The sequence below is a fragment of the Mycolicibacter sp. MU0102 genome, from assembly GCF_963378105.1.
GTDB classification, from domain to species: Bacteria; Actinomycetota; Actinomycetes; order Mycobacteriales; family Mycobacteriaceae; genus Mycobacterium; species Mycobacterium holstebronense.
In genome coordinates, this window is record NZ_OY726398.1 from 964,125 (window position 1) to 980,356 (window position 16,232).

At 67.7% G+C, this 16,232-nt stretch carries 14 protein-coding genes; 10 read left to right on the top strand and 4 right to left on the bottom strand.

Annotation, left to right across the window (positions count from 1 at the left end):
• Positions 1-7 precede the first annotated feature (7 nt).
• Complete coding sequence (locus tag RCP37_RS04560; protein ID WP_373693158.1) at positions 8-1,009, bottom strand: M23 family metallopeptidase; 1,002 nt, start codon at positions 1,007-1,009, stop codon at positions 8-10.
• 288 nt (positions 1,010-1,297) lie between these two features.
• Here RCP37_RS04560 and sucC point away from each other — a divergent pair, with 288 nt between their 5' ends.
• The 3 genes from sucC to RCP37_RS04575 all read left to right on the top strand — a co-directional run bounded on the left by sucC (position 1,298) and on the right by RCP37_RS04575 (position 5,007).
• A complete protein-coding gene (gene sucC, locus RCP37_RS04565; protein ID WP_308485808.1) occupies positions 1,298-2,473 on the top strand; it encodes an ADP-forming succinate--CoA ligase subunit beta in 1,176 nt (391 codons plus the stop codon).
• A 3-nt stretch (positions 2,474-2,476) separates the two neighbouring features.
• Complete coding sequence (gene sucD, locus RCP37_RS04570; protein ID WP_308485809.1) at positions 2,477-3,379, top strand: succinate--CoA ligase subunit alpha; 903 nt, start codon at positions 2,477-2,479, stop codon at positions 3,377-3,379.
• Between the two features lie 95 nt (positions 3,380-3,474).
• Positions 3,475-5,007 carry an acetyl-CoA acetyltransferase gene (locus RCP37_RS04575; RefSeq protein WP_308485810.1) on the top strand — a complete coding sequence of 511 codons (1,533 nt, stop codon included), beginning with the start codon at positions 3,475-3,477 and terminating at the stop codon, positions 5,005-5,007.
• Here the strand turns inward: RCP37_RS04575 and RCP37_RS04580 are convergent, their stop codons facing one another.
• The gene (locus RCP37_RS04580; protein WP_065041285.1) at positions 5,008-5,856 is read right to left on the bottom strand and encodes an LLM class F420-dependent oxidoreductase; all 849 of its coding nucleotides are present in this window, start codon (positions 5,854-5,856) and stop codon (positions 5,008-5,010) included. It lies immediately after the preceding gene.
• 155 nt (positions 5,857-6,011) lie between these two features.
• Between RCP37_RS04580 and RCP37_RS04585 the strand changes: the two genes are divergently transcribed.
• From RCP37_RS04585 to purH, 5 genes are all read left to right on the top strand, one after another.
• Positions 6,012-6,914, top strand: coding sequence for a DUF5336 domain-containing protein (locus RCP37_RS04585; RefSeq protein WP_308485811.1), 903 nt, complete (start codon positions 6,012-6,014; stop codon positions 6,912-6,914).
• Between the two features lie 45 nt (positions 6,915-6,959).
• A complete protein-coding gene (locus tag RCP37_RS04590; protein ID WP_308486937.1) occupies positions 6,960-8,420 on the top strand; it encodes a cell division protein PerM in 1,461 nt (486 codons plus the stop codon).
• An 82-nt stretch (positions 8,421-8,502) separates the two neighbouring features.
• Complete coding sequence (locus tag RCP37_RS04595; RefSeq protein ID WP_308485812.1) at positions 8,503-8,982, top strand: hypothetical protein; 480 nt, start codon at positions 8,503-8,505, stop codon at positions 8,980-8,982.
• A 155-nt stretch (positions 8,983-9,137) separates the two neighbouring features.
• Positions 9,138-9,725: a phosphoribosylglycinamide formyltransferase gene (gene purN, locus RCP37_RS04600; protein ID WP_308486938.1), complete on the top strand. Its 588-nt coding sequence runs from the start codon at positions 9,138-9,140 to the stop codon at positions 9,723-9,725.
• On the top strand, positions 9,722-11,299 hold the full coding sequence (purH, locus tag RCP37_RS04605; RefSeq protein WP_308485813.1) for a bifunctional phosphoribosylaminoimidazolecarboxamide formyltransferase/IMP cyclohydrolase: 1,578 nt from the start codon (positions 9,722-9,724) through the stop codon (positions 11,297-11,299). Before purN ends, purH begins: the two co-directional genes overlap by 4 nt.
• Position 11,300: 1 nt before the next feature.
• Here the strand turns inward: purH and RCP37_RS04610 are convergent, their stop codons facing one another.
• Complete coding sequence (locus tag RCP37_RS04610; protein ID WP_308485814.1) at positions 11,301-12,674, bottom strand: HNH endonuclease signature motif containing protein; 1,374 nt, start codon at positions 12,672-12,674, stop codon at positions 11,301-11,303.
• 155 nt (positions 12,675-12,829) lie between these two features.
• Between RCP37_RS04610 and RCP37_RS04615 the strand changes: the two genes are divergently transcribed.
• Both RCP37_RS04615 and RCP37_RS04620 read left to right on the top strand, forming a co-directional pair.
• Complete coding sequence (locus RCP37_RS04615) at positions 12,830-14,602, top strand: N-acyl-D-amino-acid deacylase family protein (protein WP_308485815.1); 1,773 nt, start codon at positions 12,830-12,832, stop codon at positions 14,600-14,602.
• A gap of 3 nt (positions 14,603-14,605) precedes the next feature.
• On the top strand, positions 14,606-15,208 hold the full coding sequence (locus tag RCP37_RS04620) for a TetR/AcrR family transcriptional regulator (RefSeq protein WP_308485816.1): 603 nt from the start codon (positions 14,606-14,608) through the stop codon (positions 15,206-15,208).
• Here RCP37_RS04620 and RCP37_RS04625 read toward each other — a convergent pair.
• On the bottom strand, positions 15,205-16,110 hold the full coding sequence (locus tag RCP37_RS04625) for an alpha/beta hydrolase (protein WP_308485817.1): 906 nt from the start codon (positions 16,108-16,110) through the stop codon (positions 15,205-15,207). The two genes, RCP37_RS04620 and RCP37_RS04625, sit on opposite strands and share 4 nt — an antisense overlap.
• Positions 16,111-16,232 lie beyond the last annotated feature (122 nt).

A 16,232-nucleotide genomic window follows, 5' to 3' on the forward strand; every position in this document is an offset into this window, starting at 1 on the left:
TTCCAGGTTAGGCGAAATTGATCCCGCGCTTGGCGAGCCAGGAAGCCGGGTCGATCCGGTTGCTGCCGTTCTGCAGCACCTCGAAGTGCAAGTGCGGACCGGTCGAGTAGCCGCGATTGCCCATCTCGGCGATCTGGTCGCCGGCCATCACGCGCTCACCGACACTGACCAGCGACCGGTTGATGTGGCCGTAGAGGGTCACGGTGCCGTCGGAGTGGCGCAGCTTGACCAGCATGCCGTAGCCGGCACTGGGGCCCGACTCGATCACTACGCCGTCGGAGGCCGCCAGGATCGGGGTGCCGATGGCGTTGGCGATGTCGATGCCGGCGTGCAGCACGCCCCAGCGGTAGCCGAAGTTCGAGGTGAACGCGCCTTGAGTGGGTGCGACGAACAGCGGGCGCTGCAGCCGGGCTTCACGCTCGGCGCGCTCCTGCGCGAATGCCACGCCCTTGGCCAGCTCCTCGTTGTGCACGACGACGTTGGCCGCGGCTTTGACCGTGATCATCTGCAAGCCGTGGCTGGAAGTGGTGGTGGTGCCGTCGTTCAGCGTGGTCTTGCTGGCCGCCAGTACGGCGGGCCGGGCGACGGTCTCGCCGGACTGGTGGGTGGCGGCATGCGCGGCGGCGGCGGCCGCGCCGGCGGCCATGGCCGCGATCATCACGCGACTCTTGACAGCGCTGGCGGGCTGGCTGCGGTGCTTTCCGCGGCGCGGGGGCAGCTGGGCCGCCTCGTGCGGGCGGTAGTAGCTGTCTGAATAGCCACCGCGGGGGAACGCCAGCTGCAGAACCGGCATGTTGTCGGTGTCGGTCATGTCGTCCAGCTCAGGGGCCAGCAGCACGTCGGACGCCTCGTCGAACACGTCTTCGCTGAACGCGTCTTCGGGCCAGCCGAACTCATTGAACGGAATGATGTCGGTGACCTCGGTGGGGCTGGGTACCGACGGGCGGATCACAGCTGCCGTAGCGCCGTTTCGACGTCGAGGGAGGGCCCCACCGGAAACCGGACGCATCGGTGCACCGTGCTGCATCAGTCTGGAAGTTCCTCTGGTCGTGATCAGAACGTTATAAAGACCTGGACCTGGTGACGGTAACCACTCCCGCTGGGGCGTGGCAAGCTATCGACCAAATCCCACCGTTAATGTGAAACGAATCACGTTTTTCTGGCGGTGAGATGTGCCACAGCAGTGGTACGCGAGGAGGGAACCCCGCCGCACTCTCGATACAGTGCCTCGGGAGCTAAATCTCTCACAATCCGACAGTGCCGGCCTTCCGGCTACCCGTAATAAGACAGTGAGCCCATGGATCTTTTCGAGTATCAGGCGAAGGAGCTGTTCGCCAAGCACAACGTGCCCACGACTCCCGGTCGAGTAACCACCTCGGCTGAGGACGCCAAGGCCATCGCCACCGAGATCGGTCGGCCGGTCATGGTCAAGGCCCAGGTCAAGGCTGGGGGCCGCGGTAAGGCCGGTGGCGTCAAGTACGCCGCCACCCCGGACGACGCCCTGACCCACGCGCAGAACATTCTCGGCCTGGACATCAAGGGTCACATCGTCAAGAAGCTGCTGGTGGCCGAGGCGAGCGACATCGCCGAGGAGTACTACATCTCCTTCCTGCTCGACCGCTCCAACCGCACCTACCTGGCCATGTGCTCGGTCGAGGGCGGCATGGAGATCGAAGAGGTCGCCGCCACCAAGCCGGAGCGCCTGGCCAAGGTGCCCGTCGACGCGGTCAAGGGTGTCGACCTGGCGTTCGCCCGTTCGATCGCCGAGCAGGGCCACCTGCCCGCCGAGGTGCTCGACGCTGCCGCGGTGACCATCCAGAAGCTGTGGGAGGTCTTCGTCGCCGAAGACGCCACCCTGGTCGAGGTCAACCCGCTGGTTCGCACCCCCGACGACCAGATCCTGGCGCTGGACGGCAAGGTCACCCTGGACGGCAACGCCGAGTTCCGTCAGCCCGGCCACGTCGAGTTCGCGGACCTGGACGCCACCGACCCGCTGGAGATCAAGGCCAAAGAGCACGACCTGAACTACGTCAAGCTCGACGGCGAGGTCGGCATCATCGGTAACGGCGCCGGCCTGGTCATGTCCACCCTGGACGTCACCGCCTACGCCGGTGAGAAGCACGGCGGCGTGAAGCCGGCCAACTTCCTCGACATCGGGGGCGGCGCCTCCGCCGAGGTGATGGCCGCCGGCCTGGACGTCATCCTGGGTGACAAGCAGGTCAAGAGCGTGTTCGTCAACGTGTTCGGCGGGATCACCGCCTGCGACGCGGTGGCCAACGGCATCGTGTCGGCGCTGGGGATCCTCGGTGACGCCGCGACCAAGCCGCTGGTGGTGCGCCTGGACGGCAACAACGTCGAGGAGGGTCGGGCGATCCTGGCCGAGGCCAACCACCCGCTGGTGACCGTCGTCGCCACCATGGACGAGGCCGCCGACAAGGCTGCCGAGCTGGCGAACGCCGGAAAGGACGCTTAAGTCATGTCGATCTTCGTCAACAAGGACAGCAAGGTCATCGTCCAGGGCATCACCGGTGCCGAGGCGACCAAGCACACCGCGCGGATGCTTGCCGCCGGCACCCAGATCGTCGGTGGCGTCAACGCCCGCAAAGCCGGAACCACGGTCTCGCACAAGGACAAGGACGGTAACGACGTCGAACTGCCGGTGTTCGGCAGTGTCGCCGAGGCCATGAAGGAGACCGGCGCTGACGTGTCGATCGCCTTCGTGCCGCCGGCCTTCTCCAAGGACGCGATGATCGAGGCTATCGACGCCGAGATCCCGCTGCTGGTCGTCATCACCGAGGGCATCCCGGTGCAGGACAGCGCTTACGCGTGGGCCTACAACGTGGACAAGGGTGAGAAGACCCGGATCATCGGGCCGAACTGCCCCGGCATCATCACCCCGGGTGAGTGCCTGGTCGGCATCACCCCGGCCAACATCTCGGGCACCGGCCCGATCGGTCTGGTGTCGAAGTCGGGCACCCTGACCTACCAGATGATGTACGAGCTGCGGGACTTCGGTTTCTCCACCGCCATCGGCATCGGCGGCGACCCGGTGATCGGCACCACCCACATCGACGCCATCGAGGCGTTCGAGAAGGACCCGAACACCAAGCTCATCGTGATGATCGGCGAGATCGGCGGTGACGCCGAGGAGCGGGCCGCGGCCTACATCAAGGCCAACGTCACCAAGCCGGTCGTCGGCTACGTGGCCGGGTTCACCGCGCCGGAGGGCAAGACCATGGGCCACGCCGGCGCCATCGTGTCGGGCTCGTCGGGCACCGCGGCCGCCAAGCAGGAGGCCCTGGAGGCCGCCGGTGTGAAGGTGGGCAAGACCCCGTCGGCCACCGCGGCCCTGGCTCGACAGATCCTCGAGAGCCTGTAGCAGTTTCTGCTGAGCAGACGTGAAAGCCCCCATTTCAGCCTGAATTGGGGGCTTTCGCGTCTGCTCGCCTCTGCTCGCCTTAGGAAGGTAAAACCATGAGCATTGATCCCCGCACTCCCGTCGTCGTCGGCGTCGGGCAAGCCGCCGAGCGCATCGACGACGCTGACTACCGGGCGATGTCGCCGGTGGAGCTGGCCGCAGCCGCGGCGCAGGCAGCATTGGCCGACTGCGGGGCGAGCTCAGAGCAGGTCGCGTCGGCGATCGACGCGGTGGTGGCCACCCGCCAGTTCGAGATCTCGATTCCGAAAGCTCCTGCGCCGCTGGGCAAGTCCAACAACTTCCCGCGCTCTGTTGCGCGCCTGATCGGCGCGGAGCCGGCCCGCGCGGTGCTGGACAAGGTGGGCGGTCAGGGGCCGCAGAAGCTGCTCACCGAGTTCGCCGAAGAGATCGTGGCCGGCACCGCCGATGTGGTGCTGCTGTGCGGGTCCGACGCGACCTCAACGCTGCGCCACTTCGCCAAGGCCGACAACAAGCCGGACTTCACCGAGACCATCGACGGGCAGCTCGAAGACCGCGGCTTCGGTCTGGAGGACTTCGTCGAGCGCTACACCGTCATCCACGGGCTGACCGGTGCACCGGTGCAGTACGGCCTGCTGGAGAACGCCCGGCGTGCCCGGCTGGGCCTGAGCACCGCCGACTACCTACAGGCGATGGCGGAGCTGTTCGCGCCGATGACCAAGATCGCCGCCAAGAACCCGTTCTCGGCCTCGCCGGTGGAGCGCTCGGTCGACGAGCTGGCCACCATCAGCGCCGGCAACCGGATGATCTGCGACCCCTACCCCCGGCTGCTGGTGGCGCGCGACCAGGTCAACCAGGGTGCCGCGGTGCTGGTGATGTCGGTGGAGGCCGCCCAGCGCTTGGGTGTGCCCGAGGACCGCTGGGTGTACCTGCATGGCCACTCCGATCAGCGCGCCCAGCGACTGCTGGAGCGACCTGACCTCAGCGCCTACCCGGCCGCCATCACCGCCACCTCCGAGGCGCTCGAGATGGCCGGGATCGGCTTTGACGACGTCGCGGCCATGGACCTCTACAGCTGCTTTCCGGTCCCGGTGTTTGCCATCTGCGACGCATTTGGCCTGTCCGCCGACGACCCGCGTGGCCTGACCCTGACCGGCGGGCTGCCGTTCTTCGGCGGCGCCGGCAACAACTATTCGATGCATGCGATCGCCGAGGCCGTCGCCTCAGCGCGAAGTGTCCCAGGCCAATTCACGTTCGTCGGGGCCAACGGCGGCATGATGAGCAAGTACGCAGTCGGGGTGTACTCGACCACCCCGGTGCCGTGGAAGGCCGATCGCAGCGCGGAATTGCAGGCGCAGGCCGACAACGCGCCTGCCGTGCCGGTCACCGAGAGCGCCCAAGGCCCGGCCACCATCGAGACCTACAGCGTCCGTTACGACTGGGACACCCGGACCGGGATCATCATCGGCCGACTCGACGCCGACGGCACCCGGTTCCTGGCGACCACCGAAGACGAAGACCTGGTGGCCTTGTTGTCCGACGGCGACCCGCTGGGCGCGCCGGTGACGGTGCACGCGTTCGACTACGGCAACCGCTGCTCCCCGCGGTAGCTAGGCGCTGAGGCCCAGCTTGGCGGCCAGGCGCTCCACGTAAGCCGCCACCTCGGACTCGGACTTGTCGGGCAGGCCGAACAGGGTCTCGGTGACCCCGATCTCGGCCCAGTGCGCCAGCTTCTCGGGCACCGGCTTGAAGTCCAGCGCCACGATCTGCGGTGCGCCGTCACGGCCGGCGGCCGCCCAGGTGTCCTGCAGCAGCTTGACCGGCGCGTCGATGTCGAAGTCACGCGGCGTGGTGATCCAGCCGTCGGCACTGCGGGCGATCCACTTGAAGTTCTTCTCGGTCCCGGCCGCACCGACCAGCACCGGAATGTGCGACTGCACCGGCTTGGGCCAAGCCCAACTCGGGCCGAAGTTCACGAACTCGCCTTCGAAAGACGCTTCCTCCTGGGTCCACAGTGCCCGCATCGCCTCCAGGTACTCCCGAAGCATGGTGCGCCGGCGGCCGGCGGGGACGCCGTGGTCGGCCAGTTCGTCAGTGTTCCAACCGAATCCGACGCCCAGGCTCACCCGCCCGCCGGACAGGTGATCGAGCGTGGCGATCGACTTCGCCAGCGTGATCGGATCATGCTCGACGGGAAGTGCCACCGCGGTCGACAGCCGCACTCGCGAGGTCACCGCACATGCGGCTCCCAGGCTGACCCACGGGTCCAGGGTGCGCATATAACGGTCGTCGGGCAGTGACTCGTCGCCGGTGGTCGGGTGAGCGGCCTGTCGCTTCACCGGAATATGCGTGTGTTCCGGTACATAGAAGGTGGTGAAGCCGTGATCATCGGCGAGTTTGGCGGCCGCTGCCGGGTTGATTCCACGGTCACTGGTGAATAGCACGAGCCCGTAATCCATAGCCCCGATTAGAACGTGTTCCTGTTCGGCGGGCAACGGGGGGGTCCTTGTCGCGCAGTGTTGACCCACCGACTCGGCCCGCAAGTGCGCTAGCGTGGATGGTCGAAGCGCGCCGCACCGCCCACCAGCGCCCTGCCACAAGCACAGGAGAGGTCATGACCTACTCGCCCGGGAATCCCGGCTTCCAGCCTTCTCAGCCATCAGGCTCATACGGACAACCCACCCCGTCGTTCGCGAAATCGGGTAGTGAAGCCGAGAGCAAAGTGCCGCAATACCTCCGCATCGCGGTAGTTGCTTTGGGGCTGGGTGTCTACCTGGCGAACTTCGGCCCGATCGTGACGATCACCGATGTTGACTACCCCCTGATCCTCAGCGACGCCGGCCACACCGTTCCGCTGGCGGTGCTGGCCGCGCTACTGGCTGGTGCAGCCCTGCTGCCCAAGGCGAAGAGCTACACCGCGGTGGTCGCCGTGGTCTCGGCACTGGGTGCGCTGCTGGCCATTTCGACCGTCGCCGACGCCAGCGGCAGTTACACCATCGGCTGGGGCCTGTGGCTGATCCTGACCTTCAGCGTCCTGCAGGCCGCCGCCGCGGTCGGATCGCTGCTTCTGGAGGCGGGCGTGGTCACCGCGCCGGCGCCGCGTCCCAAGTACGACCCCTACGCCCAGTACGGTCTGCCGCCGGGCGGTAACTACTACGGTCAGCCCGGCCAGCAGGGTTATGGCCACCAGGGGCACCAGGGCCAGCAGGCTCCGCAGCAGCCTGGCTACCCGTCGTCGTACGGCAGCTACCCGTCCGCACCGTCCAGTGGCGGCTTCGGTGCGCAGCAGGCACCTTCTTCCCCTTCGACGGGCGGCTTCAGTTCCGGCGGACAGCAGGCGGCGCAGCAGGGGCCGCCGACCCCGCCGACCGGCTTCCCCTCCTACAACCCGCCGTCGCCCGGTGGGTCGGGGAGCGCGTCGACCGGTGGCCACAGCGCAGCCGGTTCGGATCAGAGCTCGACGGGTGGCCAGCAGTCGCAGGGCGGCTCCACCTCGTCGGGGCCGGCGCAGCCCTAACCCGCGCCCGCGCGCCGAGTTGAACGTGCTCGCAGCGTGACTTCGGTGACCGGCGGCAAACCAGGTTCGAATCCGACCCGCGACCTGCTACGGGTCGCATTCGGCCCGTCCGTCGTGGCGTTGACGGTCATCGCAGCGGTGACGCTGCTGCAGTTGCTGATCGCCAACAGTGACATGACCGGCGCCTCGGGCGCCATCGCCAGCATGTGGCTGGGCGTGCACCAGGTGCCGATCTCGATCGGCGGCCGTGACCTGGGTGCACTGCCGCTGCTGCCGGTGCTGCTGATGGTGGCCGGGACGGCCCGAACCACCGCGCAGGCCACCGCCCGTGGGGCCTCCTGGTTCGTCATTCGCTGGATCGTGGCCTCCGCGGTCGGTGGACCACTGTTGATCGCGGCGGTCTCGTTGGCGGTCATCCACGACGCGGCCTCGGTCATCACCGAACTGCAGACCCCGCATGCCCTGAGCGCCTTCGCGCACGTGTTTTTCGTGCACGCAATCGGCGCGGCGCTGGGAGTGGGGACGCGGGTGGGCCGGCGGGCGCTGGCCGAGACCCGGCTGCCGGAGTGGCTGGCGGACTCGGTGCGAGCCGCGATCACCGGCATGCTGGCGCTGTTCGGCCTGGCCGGAGCGGTGACGGTGCTCTCCCTGGTCTGGCACTGGGGGACCATGCACGACCTCTACGCGATCACCGATTCAGTTTTCGGCCAACTCAGCCTGACCTTGCTGGCCCTGCTGTATGTGCCCAATGTCCTCGTCGGCGCTACGGCGATGGCGGTCGGCTCGAGCGCACACATCGGCCCCGCGCTGTTCAGCGCCTTCACCGTTCTCGGCGGCGACATCCCCGCCCTGCCGATCCTGGCTGCGGCGCCGGCCCCGCCGTTGGGTCCCGCGTGGGTGGCGCTGCTGATCATCGGGGCGGCGTCCGGAGTGGCCGTCGGGCAGCAGTGCGCCCGCCGGCCGCTGCCGCTGCTTCCGGCGCTGGCCAAGGTGGCCGTGGCGGCCTTCATCGCGGCGGTGTCGATGGCAATACTCGGCTTGGCCGGTGGCGGGCGGTTGGGCAACTTCGGTGACGTCGGGGTCGATCAGCTGACGTTCGGGCCCGCGGTGTTCGGCTGGTTCGCCGCGATCGGTGCGCTGACGGTGGTGATGATCGGCGGGGTCCGGGCTGATGCGGTGGTCGGCGAACAGCGGGTGCTCCCGCCCGCCCCGCAGCGGCCCGTGGAGCCCGAACGGGGCCCCGAACCGGGCCCGGCGCCCATCACCGAGGTCGATCCCGAGGATCTCGTAGTGGTCGGGGAGCCCTTCGAGGCCGACGAGGTGTTCGACGCCGACTTCGAACCGGGCTTCCAATCAGAGCAGGTCAACGATGGCGGCGAGTTGAAATGGACGCCAGAACCCGAGCCGCCGCGAACGTTCCGGTCGCACGCGCCGACGCAGCCGCCGGGCCCGCTGGAAGACCCCGAAGACCTGATGTTCACCGACGACGACGGATACGACCGCTAAATCGAGGACTTCAGTCCCTTATATATGTCGCCTCTGGCTGATCGGATGGTAGTGCCGACCGTCCGAACTCCAGGGGGACGACATGACCGACGTCGTGAGCACCGAGCCCGCCGGCAAGAACGGCCCGTCTGCCGTCTCCAGGCGGCGGAACCTGCACATGCTGGCCGGCGTCCGGGCCGACATGCTGAGCGGGCTGATCCTGCCGCCGGGCCACGAGCGAGTGCTCGACGTGGTGGTCCTGATCTGGGTGGACGGTGTCGAGGCCGGGATGCAGATGATCGAGCCCTCGCCGCATTCACGCACCCTCGGATTGGCCGATGACCTGGCGGAGTCCCTCTACGACGAGCTGGAGAGCGCGGGGTTCTGCAGTGAATACGACGAGTTCCCAGAGTTGGACGATCCCGACTTCCAGGACCTGGCGTATGGAAGGGTCAGCAAGCTCGGCAAGATGACCCAACCGATCGGCCATCCCGAGGTCGCCTGGGACATGGTCGAGATCTGGACCGACGGCGTGGCGGCCGCACTTCGGGTCGCCCGGGATCGAGCACGGCGCTCCGCCTGATCGCCGGGGTCTTACGGTGGTCCCAGCGTCGGCTCTCCTTCGTCGAGCCTCGCTGAACCGCCGGGCTCTTGCGCCCAACTTCGCTACGTTCGCAATCACCACTAGGCTCAGTCACCGTGCAACCGATCCATGTGGCTCCCAGCGTCCCCGCCCGAATGGTGGTGCTGGCTTCGGGCACCGGGTCGCTACTCGAGTCGCTGCTGGCCGCGGCGGTAGACGACTACCCCGCGCGGGTGGTCGCCGTCGGTACTGACCGGGACTGCCGGGCGGTGGAGATCGCCACGGCGGCGGGGTTGCCGGTGTTCACCGTCCGGATGGGTGACTACCCGAACCGAGCGGCATGGGATCTCGCGCTGACCGAGGCCACCGCGGCCCACAGCCCGGACCTGGTGGTCTCGGCGGGCTTCATGAAAATCCTGGGCTCGCACTTCCTGTCCCGTTTTCTGGGGCGCACCGTCAACACCCACCCGGCGCTGCTGCCCTCCTTCCCGGGGGCGCACGCGGTGCCCGAGGCGTTGGCCTACGGGGTCAAGGTCACCGGCTGCACTGTGCACCTGGTGGACGCCGGCACCGACACCGGCCCGGTGCTGGCCCAAGAACCGGTGGCCGTGTTCGACGGCGACGACGAAGACTCTCTGCATGAACGCATCAAGAAAGTGGAGCGCAAGCTCCTGGTTGACGTACTGGCCGCATTGGCGACCGGCGGCGTGACCTGGAACGGACGAAAGGCAACCCTAGGATGACCGACGGCAAGCGACCGATTCGTCGGGCGTTGATCAGCGTCTACGACAAGACCGGACTGGTTGACCTGGCCGCCGGCCTGCACGCGGCCGGCGTGGATATCGTCTCCACCGGATCCACCGCCAAGACGATTGCGGCCAAGGGCATTCCGGTGACGCCGGTGGAGCAGGTGACTGGCTTCCCTGAGGTGCTCGACGGCCGAGTCAAGACTTTGCACCCCCGGGTGCACGCCGGGCTGCTGGCCGACCTGCGCAAGCCCGAGCACGCCGCGGCGCTCGAGGAGCTGGAGGTCGCAGCGTTCGAGCTGGTGGTGGTCAACCTGTACCCGTTCAGCGAGACCGTGGATTCCGGGGCCGGTGAGGACGAATGCGTCGAGCAGATCGACATTGGCGGGCCCTCGATGATCCGGGCGGCGGCCAAGAACCACCCCAGCGTTGCCGTGGTGGTCGATCCGCTCGGATACGACGGTGTGCTGGCCGCGGTCAACGCTGGCGGCTTCACCCTCGACGAGCGGAAGCGCTTGGCGTCTTTGGCATTTCGGCACACCGCCGAGTATGACGTCGCGGTCGCCAGCTGGATGTCGTCGACGCTGGCACCCTTCGAACAGGCCGGAGAGCCGCGTCAAGCAATGCCGGAATGGTACGGGCGCACCTACCACCGCGCTGCGCAGCTGCGGTACGGCGAGAACCCGCACCAGCAGGCCGCTCTCTACTGTGACGCCGGCGCGTGGCCGGGCTTGGCTCAGGCCGAGCAGCTGCACGGAAAAGAGATGTCCTACAACAACTTCACTGACGCCGACGCCGCGTGGCGGGCGGCGTTCGATCACGAAGAGACGTGCGTGGCCATCATCAAGCACGCCAACCCGTGCGGCATCGCGGTGTCGGCGACCTCGGTGGCCGATGCCCACCGCAAGGCGCACGAGTGCGACCCCCTGAGCGCGTTCGGCGGCGTCATCGCGGCCAACACCGAGGTCAGCGTGGAGATGGCGGAGTACGTCAGCACCATCTTCACCGAGGTGATCGTCGCGCCGGCCTACGAGGCCGGGGCCGTGGAGATCTTGGCGCGTAAGAAGAACATCCGGGTGCTGTTGGCCTCCGAGCCGCTGCGTGGCGGCACTGAATGGCGCCAGATCAGCGGTGGGCTGTTGATGCAGAGCCGCGACGGTCTCGATGCGCCGGGGGACAACCCGGCGAACTGGACGCTGGCCACCGGCGAACCGGCCGATGCGGCCACCCTGGCCGACCTGGTCTTCGCCTGGCGGTCCTGCCGCGCGGTCAAATCCAACGCGATCGTGGTCGCCGGCGACGGCGCCACCATCGGCGTGGGCATGGGCCAGGTAAACAGGGTCGACGCCGCCCGGCTGGCGGTGGAGCGCGGGGGCGAGCGGGTTGCCGGTGCGGTCGCTGCCTCGGATGCGTTCTTCCCGTTCCCCGACGGCCTGCAGACGCTGACCGCTGCCGGGGTGAAGGCGATCGTGCACCCGGGTGGCTCGGTGCGCGACGACGAGGTGACCGCGGCGGCGGCCGAGGCCGGGATCACGCTGTATCTGACCGGGGCGCGGCACTTCGCGCACTGAGCTAAGGCCCGTCGTCGTCGGCACTGGAACCGTTGTCGCCCAGCAGTTTTTCGGGGTGGTGGTAGTGGTTGACCCGCGGCTGACCGTGGTCTAAGTGTGGCGGCGGCAGGGTCTGGGTGGTCCCGTCGTGGCGCTTGCGGGTCTTCCAGCCGCCTGAGGTGATCAGCTGGTGGTGGGGGCCGCAGCGCAGGGTCAGGTCAGTGATGTCGGTGCGTCTGGTTTTGGCGTAGTCCTCGTCGTGATGCACTTCGCAGAAGTAGCCGGATATGGGGCAGTTGGGGTGCGAGCACCCGCGTTCTCTGGCGTAGAGCACGATGCGTTGCGCCGGCGAAGCCAGCCGTTTGGTGTGGAACAGGGCCAACTCTTTGGCGCCGTCGTAGATGCGCAGGTAGTGGTGGGCGTGGCTCGCCATGGCGATCACGTCGCGGATGGGCAGCCAGGTGCCGCCGCCGGTGTGGGCTTTGCCGGTGCCGGATTCCAGGTCGGCCAGGGTGGTGGAGACGATGATGGTGGCCGGTAAGCCGTTGTGCTGACCGAGGTTTCCCGAGGCCAGCAGGGCGCGGCCCATGGCGGTCAGGGCATCGTGATTGCGTTGGGCGGCGCTGCGGGCATCGGCGTCGATCTGGGTTTGGGACGGGGTGCCGCCGGTGCAGGGCGTCGCGTCGTTGGGGTTGCACATCCCCGGCGCGGCCCAGCGAGCCAGTACGGCATCCCAGGTGGCGCGGGCTTGCGGATCGAGGTAGCCCTTGATCGGGGTCATGCCGTCACGGTCTTGGGAACCGAGCACGATCCCGCGGCGTTTGGCGCGATCGTCCTCGGTGTAGTTGCCGTCGGGTTGCAGGTGGTCGGCCAGCCGTTGGGCGAGTTTGGCGAGTTCATCGGGACGACAATCCGTACCCAATGCGGTGAGGTGTTGTTCGGCCTGAGTCAGGGTGCCCGCATCGATAGCGTCGGGCAGGTAGGTGAAGAAGGAGCGGATCACCGCGATGTGGGCGGTGCTGATCTTCCCCTCCCGCTGTGCGGTGGCCACCGCGGGTAGTACCGGGTCCAGTGCTTCGCCGGTGAGGGTGCGGCGGGCACCGAGTTCGGCGGCCTCCGCCAGACGCCGCCCGGCCTCACCGCGGCTGATCCGTAACTCGTCTGCCAGCACCCAGCGGGGTTTGCCGCCCAACTCGGCGGGGTCGGTGCCGGCGAGCCGGTTGACCAGAGGGTGTTCTACTGCCGGCAGCCGGCGCCGCAGCCGCTCGCAGCGCCCCAACAGTGCCAGGCATTCCCGTGGGGTCAGCGCCTCGAAGTCCAGGTCGAGCGCTCGGTCCAGGGCGGTGGCCAGCGCGTCGAACACCTCGAGGATCGCTTCCCGGTTGCTCGAACGCATGTGCTAATTCTATTGCGCCAGTCCGGCGTTGGCGCAGGCAGAACGCGAATCTGTGGATCAAATCCGAACTGGGGATAACCGCCGCAAAAGACAGCCCTTGACAGAAAGATTGTAGGCGCTCACTATCTATCTCAACTTCGAAGTGGGGAGACGACGTGGCCTATGACCTGATCATCCGCAACGGACTGTGGTTCGACGGCCTGGGCAACGCTCCCCAGGTCCGCACCCTGGGCATCCGCGACGGCGTCGTCGCCGACATCGCGGGGGAGCTGGATGAGACCGGCTGCCCGGAGGTGATCGACGCGGCCGGTAAGTGGGTGGTTCCGGGCTTCATCGACGTGCACACCCACTACGACGCCGAGGTGCTGCTGGACCCGGGCCTGCGGGAATCGGTGCGCCACGGCGTCACCACGGTGTTGCTGGGCAACTGCTCGCTGTCGACGGTGTACGCCGAGTCCGAGGACGCCGCCGACCTGTTCAGCCGGGTCGAGGCAGTCCCGCGCAAGTTCGTGCTGGACGCGCTACAGACCAAGAAGACCTGGTCCACGCCCGCCGAGTACGTGCGGGCCCTCGAGGAGTTGCCGCTCGGGCCCAATATCAGCTCCATGCTCGGCCATTCGGACCTGCGGACCGCGGTGCTCGGCCTGGATCGCGCCACCACCGACGGCGTCGTCCCGACCGACGCCGAGCTGGAGAAGATGGCCGCCCTGCTCGATCAGGGCCTCGACGCGGGACTCCTGGGCATGTCCGGGATGGACGCCCCCATCGACAAGCTCGACGGCGACCGGTTCCGGTCCCGGGCGCTGCCGTCGACGTTCGCCACCTGGCGGGAACGGCGACGCTTGATCAAGGTGCTGCGCAAGCGCGGCCGAATGCTACAGAGCGCCCCCGACGTCCGAAACCCGTTGACCGCCTTGAACTTCTTTTTGACCAGCAGCGGGATGTTTGGCCGTCGGCGCGGGGTCCGGATGAGCCTGCTGGTCTCGGCCGACGCCAAGTCGGCGCCGGGCGCGGTGCGGGTATTCGGTCCAGGTGCTCGGCTGCTCAATGCCGTGCTCGGCTCCAGCGTGCGATTCCAGCACCTACCGGTGCCGTTCGAGTTGTATTCCGACGGAATCGATCTGCCGGTGTTCGAGGAATTCGGCGCGGGAACCGCCGCGCTGCATCTGCGCGACCAGTTGGAGCGCAACGCGCTGCTGGCTGACACCGAGTACCGCCGCCGATTCCGCAAGGCCTTCGACCGAAAGAAGCTGGGCCCGTCCTTGTGGCACCGCGACTTCCATGACGCGGTGATCGTCGAATGCCCCGATGCCAGCCTGGTCGGCAAGAGCTTCGGCCAGATCGCCGAGGAGCGTGGGCTGCACCCGTTGGACGCGTTCCTCGATGTGTTGGTGGACAACGGCGAACGCAACGTCCGCTGGACCACGATCGTCGCCAACCACCGGCCCAAGCAGCTGGACAAGTTGGCCAACGAGCCGGTGATCCACATGGGGTTCTCCGACGCCGGAGCGCACCTGCGCAACATGGCCTTCTACAACTACTCGCTGCGCCTGCTCAAGCGCGTCCGCGACGCCGAGGCGGCCGGACGGCCGTTCATGAGCGTCCAGCGGGCGGTGTACCGCCTGACCTCCGAAGTCGCCGACTGGTTCGGGTTCGACGCCGGCACGCTGCGCCGAGGCGACCGCGCGGACTTCGTGGTGATCGACCCGGCCGGTCTGACCGACGCCGTCGACGGCTACCACGAGGCAAAGGTGCCGTTCTACGGCGACCTGAGCCGCATGGTCAACCGCAACGATGACGCGGTGGTCGCGACCGCCGTGGGCGGCACCGTGGTGTTCCGCAACGGGCAGTTCTGCGACGGCTACGGCACCACCGTCAAGTCCGGACGCTTCCTGCGTGCCGGAACCCGTGAGTTGCAATCGGTCTAGCACATGGCCCGAACCCAGCAGGAGCGCCGCGAGACCACCGTTGCCAAACTGCTCGACGCCAGCATCTCCACCATCGCCGAGATCGGTTACGCCCGGGCGTCAGCCAAGGTGATCGCCGTGCGCGCCGGGGTATCCGACGGGGCGTTGTTCCGCCATTTCGGCACCATGGGTGATTTCATGGCGGCCACCGCCCGCGAGGTGCTGCGCCGGCAGCTCGAGCTGATCGCCAAGCAAGTGGCGGAGATCCCGGCCGACGGCTCGGCGCTGGAAGCGGTATTGACCCTGTTGCGTGATCTGACGGCGAACTCCAACAACGCGGTGGTCTACGAGCTGCTGATCGCCGCACGCACCGACGAGAAGCTGCGCTCCACACTGTCGGAGGTGTTGGACGAATACGGTGCGAAGATCTTCGACACCGCCCGTGGGTTTCCCGGCGCCGACGCCTTTCCCGAAGAGCTGTTACCGAACGTGGTTGCGCTGCTGACCAACACCTTCGACGGCGCCGCGATCCTGCGGACCGTGCTTCCGCAGCCCGAGATCGAGGCCAATCGCATTCCGTTGCTGCTGAAGCTGTTTGAGGACTGGTCTGAGACCCAGACGTCTTAGGCGGTCTCGCCGGTGACGGGCGCCGAGTGGGCATCGCTCGGCGCGGCCGCAGTCGCATGATCCACGAAGTCGGCGATCTCGGCGACCGCCCGGCGAGCGTCGGGGTTGAAGTCGAAGGTGAGCTGGAACATGTGCAACGCACGGTCCCACACCTGAACCCAGTTCGGCACACCGGCGGCGGTCAGCTTGTCGGCCAGCATGAAGGTGTCGTTGCGCAGCATCTCGTTGTTGCCGACCTGCAGCAGGAACGGTCCCAGCCCGCGCAGCTCGGCTTCCGGCGGCATCACCGGCAGCTCACGAGTGCCGTTCACGGTGGCGAACACCCGGTAGATGAACATGAACGCCATGAACGGGAAGAACGGGTCGCGGTGGGTGCGCGCGGCCTCGCGTTTGATCTCCATGTCCGACGACGTCAGCGCTGACATCAAAACCTGACCTGCGGGCGCCGGCAGCCCGGCATCGCGCGCCGCGATCGCGGTGTTCACCGCCATCAGGCCGCCGGCCGAATCTCCCGCCACCACAATGTGCTCCGCGGTGAACCCAGCGTCCAGCACGCGACGGTAGGCGCACAGCCCGTCGGCGACGGCCTCGTCGATGCCGGCCAGCGGCGCCAAGCGGTAGCCGACATTGAACACCTTCGCACCGGTGACCTCGGAGAGCTTGCTGGCAAAGCGACGGTGCGAATTGAGCCCCAGCGTCACCAGCGCCGAACCGTGGAAGTAGACGATCACCCGGTTTGAGTCGCGGGCGCCCGGCGCCACCACCCACTCTGCCGGACAGTCGGTCAGCCGCTCCCGAGTCACCTCGGTGCCCGGCAGCGCCCGGATGTAGCGCATCGGTTGGTCGATGAGGTCCAGGCGGGCCCGCTGCAAACCGGCGGGCCAGAACCGGTTGACGACCATGCCGAGCAGCGTCAGCGCTGCGATCGGTGTGCGCAGAAATATCGCTGCGGCCGCGGCCAGCAGTCGGGCCTGCCAGGATGCCGGGCCGAAATAGGTCTGAGCCGGTCATTCGCGCCATTCCG

Bases quoted from the DNA above. Each gene is read 5' to 3' on its own strand.
- purH (WP_308485813.1), top strand. From the start codon at position 9,722: ATGACCGACGGCAAGCGACCGATTCGTCGGGCGTTGATCAGCGTCTAC.
- sucC (WP_308485808.1), top strand. From the start codon at position 1,298: ATGGATCTTTTCGAGTATCAGGCGAAGGAGCTGTTCGCCAAGCACAAC.
- RCP37_RS04625 (WP_308485817.1), bottom strand. From the start codon at position 16,110: ATGGTCGTCAACCGGTTCTGGCCCGCCGGTTTGCAGCGGGCCCGCCTG.
- RCP37_RS04585 (WP_308485811.1), top strand. From the start codon at position 6,012: ATGACCTACTCGCCCGGGAATCCCGGCTTCCAGCCTTCTCAGCCATCA.
- RCP37_RS04620 (WP_308485816.1), top strand. From the start codon at position 14,606: ATGGCCCGAACCCAGCAGGAGCGCCGCGAGACCACCGTTGCCAAACTG.
- purN (WP_308486938.1), top strand. From the start codon at position 9,138: ATGGTGGTGCTGGCTTCGGGCACCGGGTCGCTACTCGAGTCGCTGCTG.
- RCP37_RS04575 (WP_308485810.1), top strand. From the start codon at position 3,475: ATGAGCATTGATCCCCGCACTCCCGTCGTCGTCGGCGTCGGGCAAGCC.
- RCP37_RS04610 (WP_308485814.1), bottom strand. From the start codon at position 12,674: ATGCGTTCGAGCAACCGGGAAGCGATCCTCGAGGTGTTCGACGCGCTG.
- RCP37_RS04560 (WP_373693158.1), bottom strand. From the start codon at position 1,009: ATGCGTCCGGTTTCCGGTGGGGCCCTCCCTCGACGTCGAAACGGCGCT.
- RCP37_RS04580 (WP_065041285.1), bottom strand. From the start codon at position 5,856: ATGGATTACGGGCTCGTGCTATTCACCAGTGACCGTGGAATCAACCCG.
- sucD (WP_308485809.1), top strand. From the start codon at position 2,477: ATGTCGATCTTCGTCAACAAGGACAGCAAGGTCATCGTCCAGGGCATC.
- RCP37_RS04595 (WP_308485812.1), top strand. From the start codon at position 8,503: ATGACCGACGTCGTGAGCACCGAGCCCGCCGGCAAGAACGGCCCGTCT.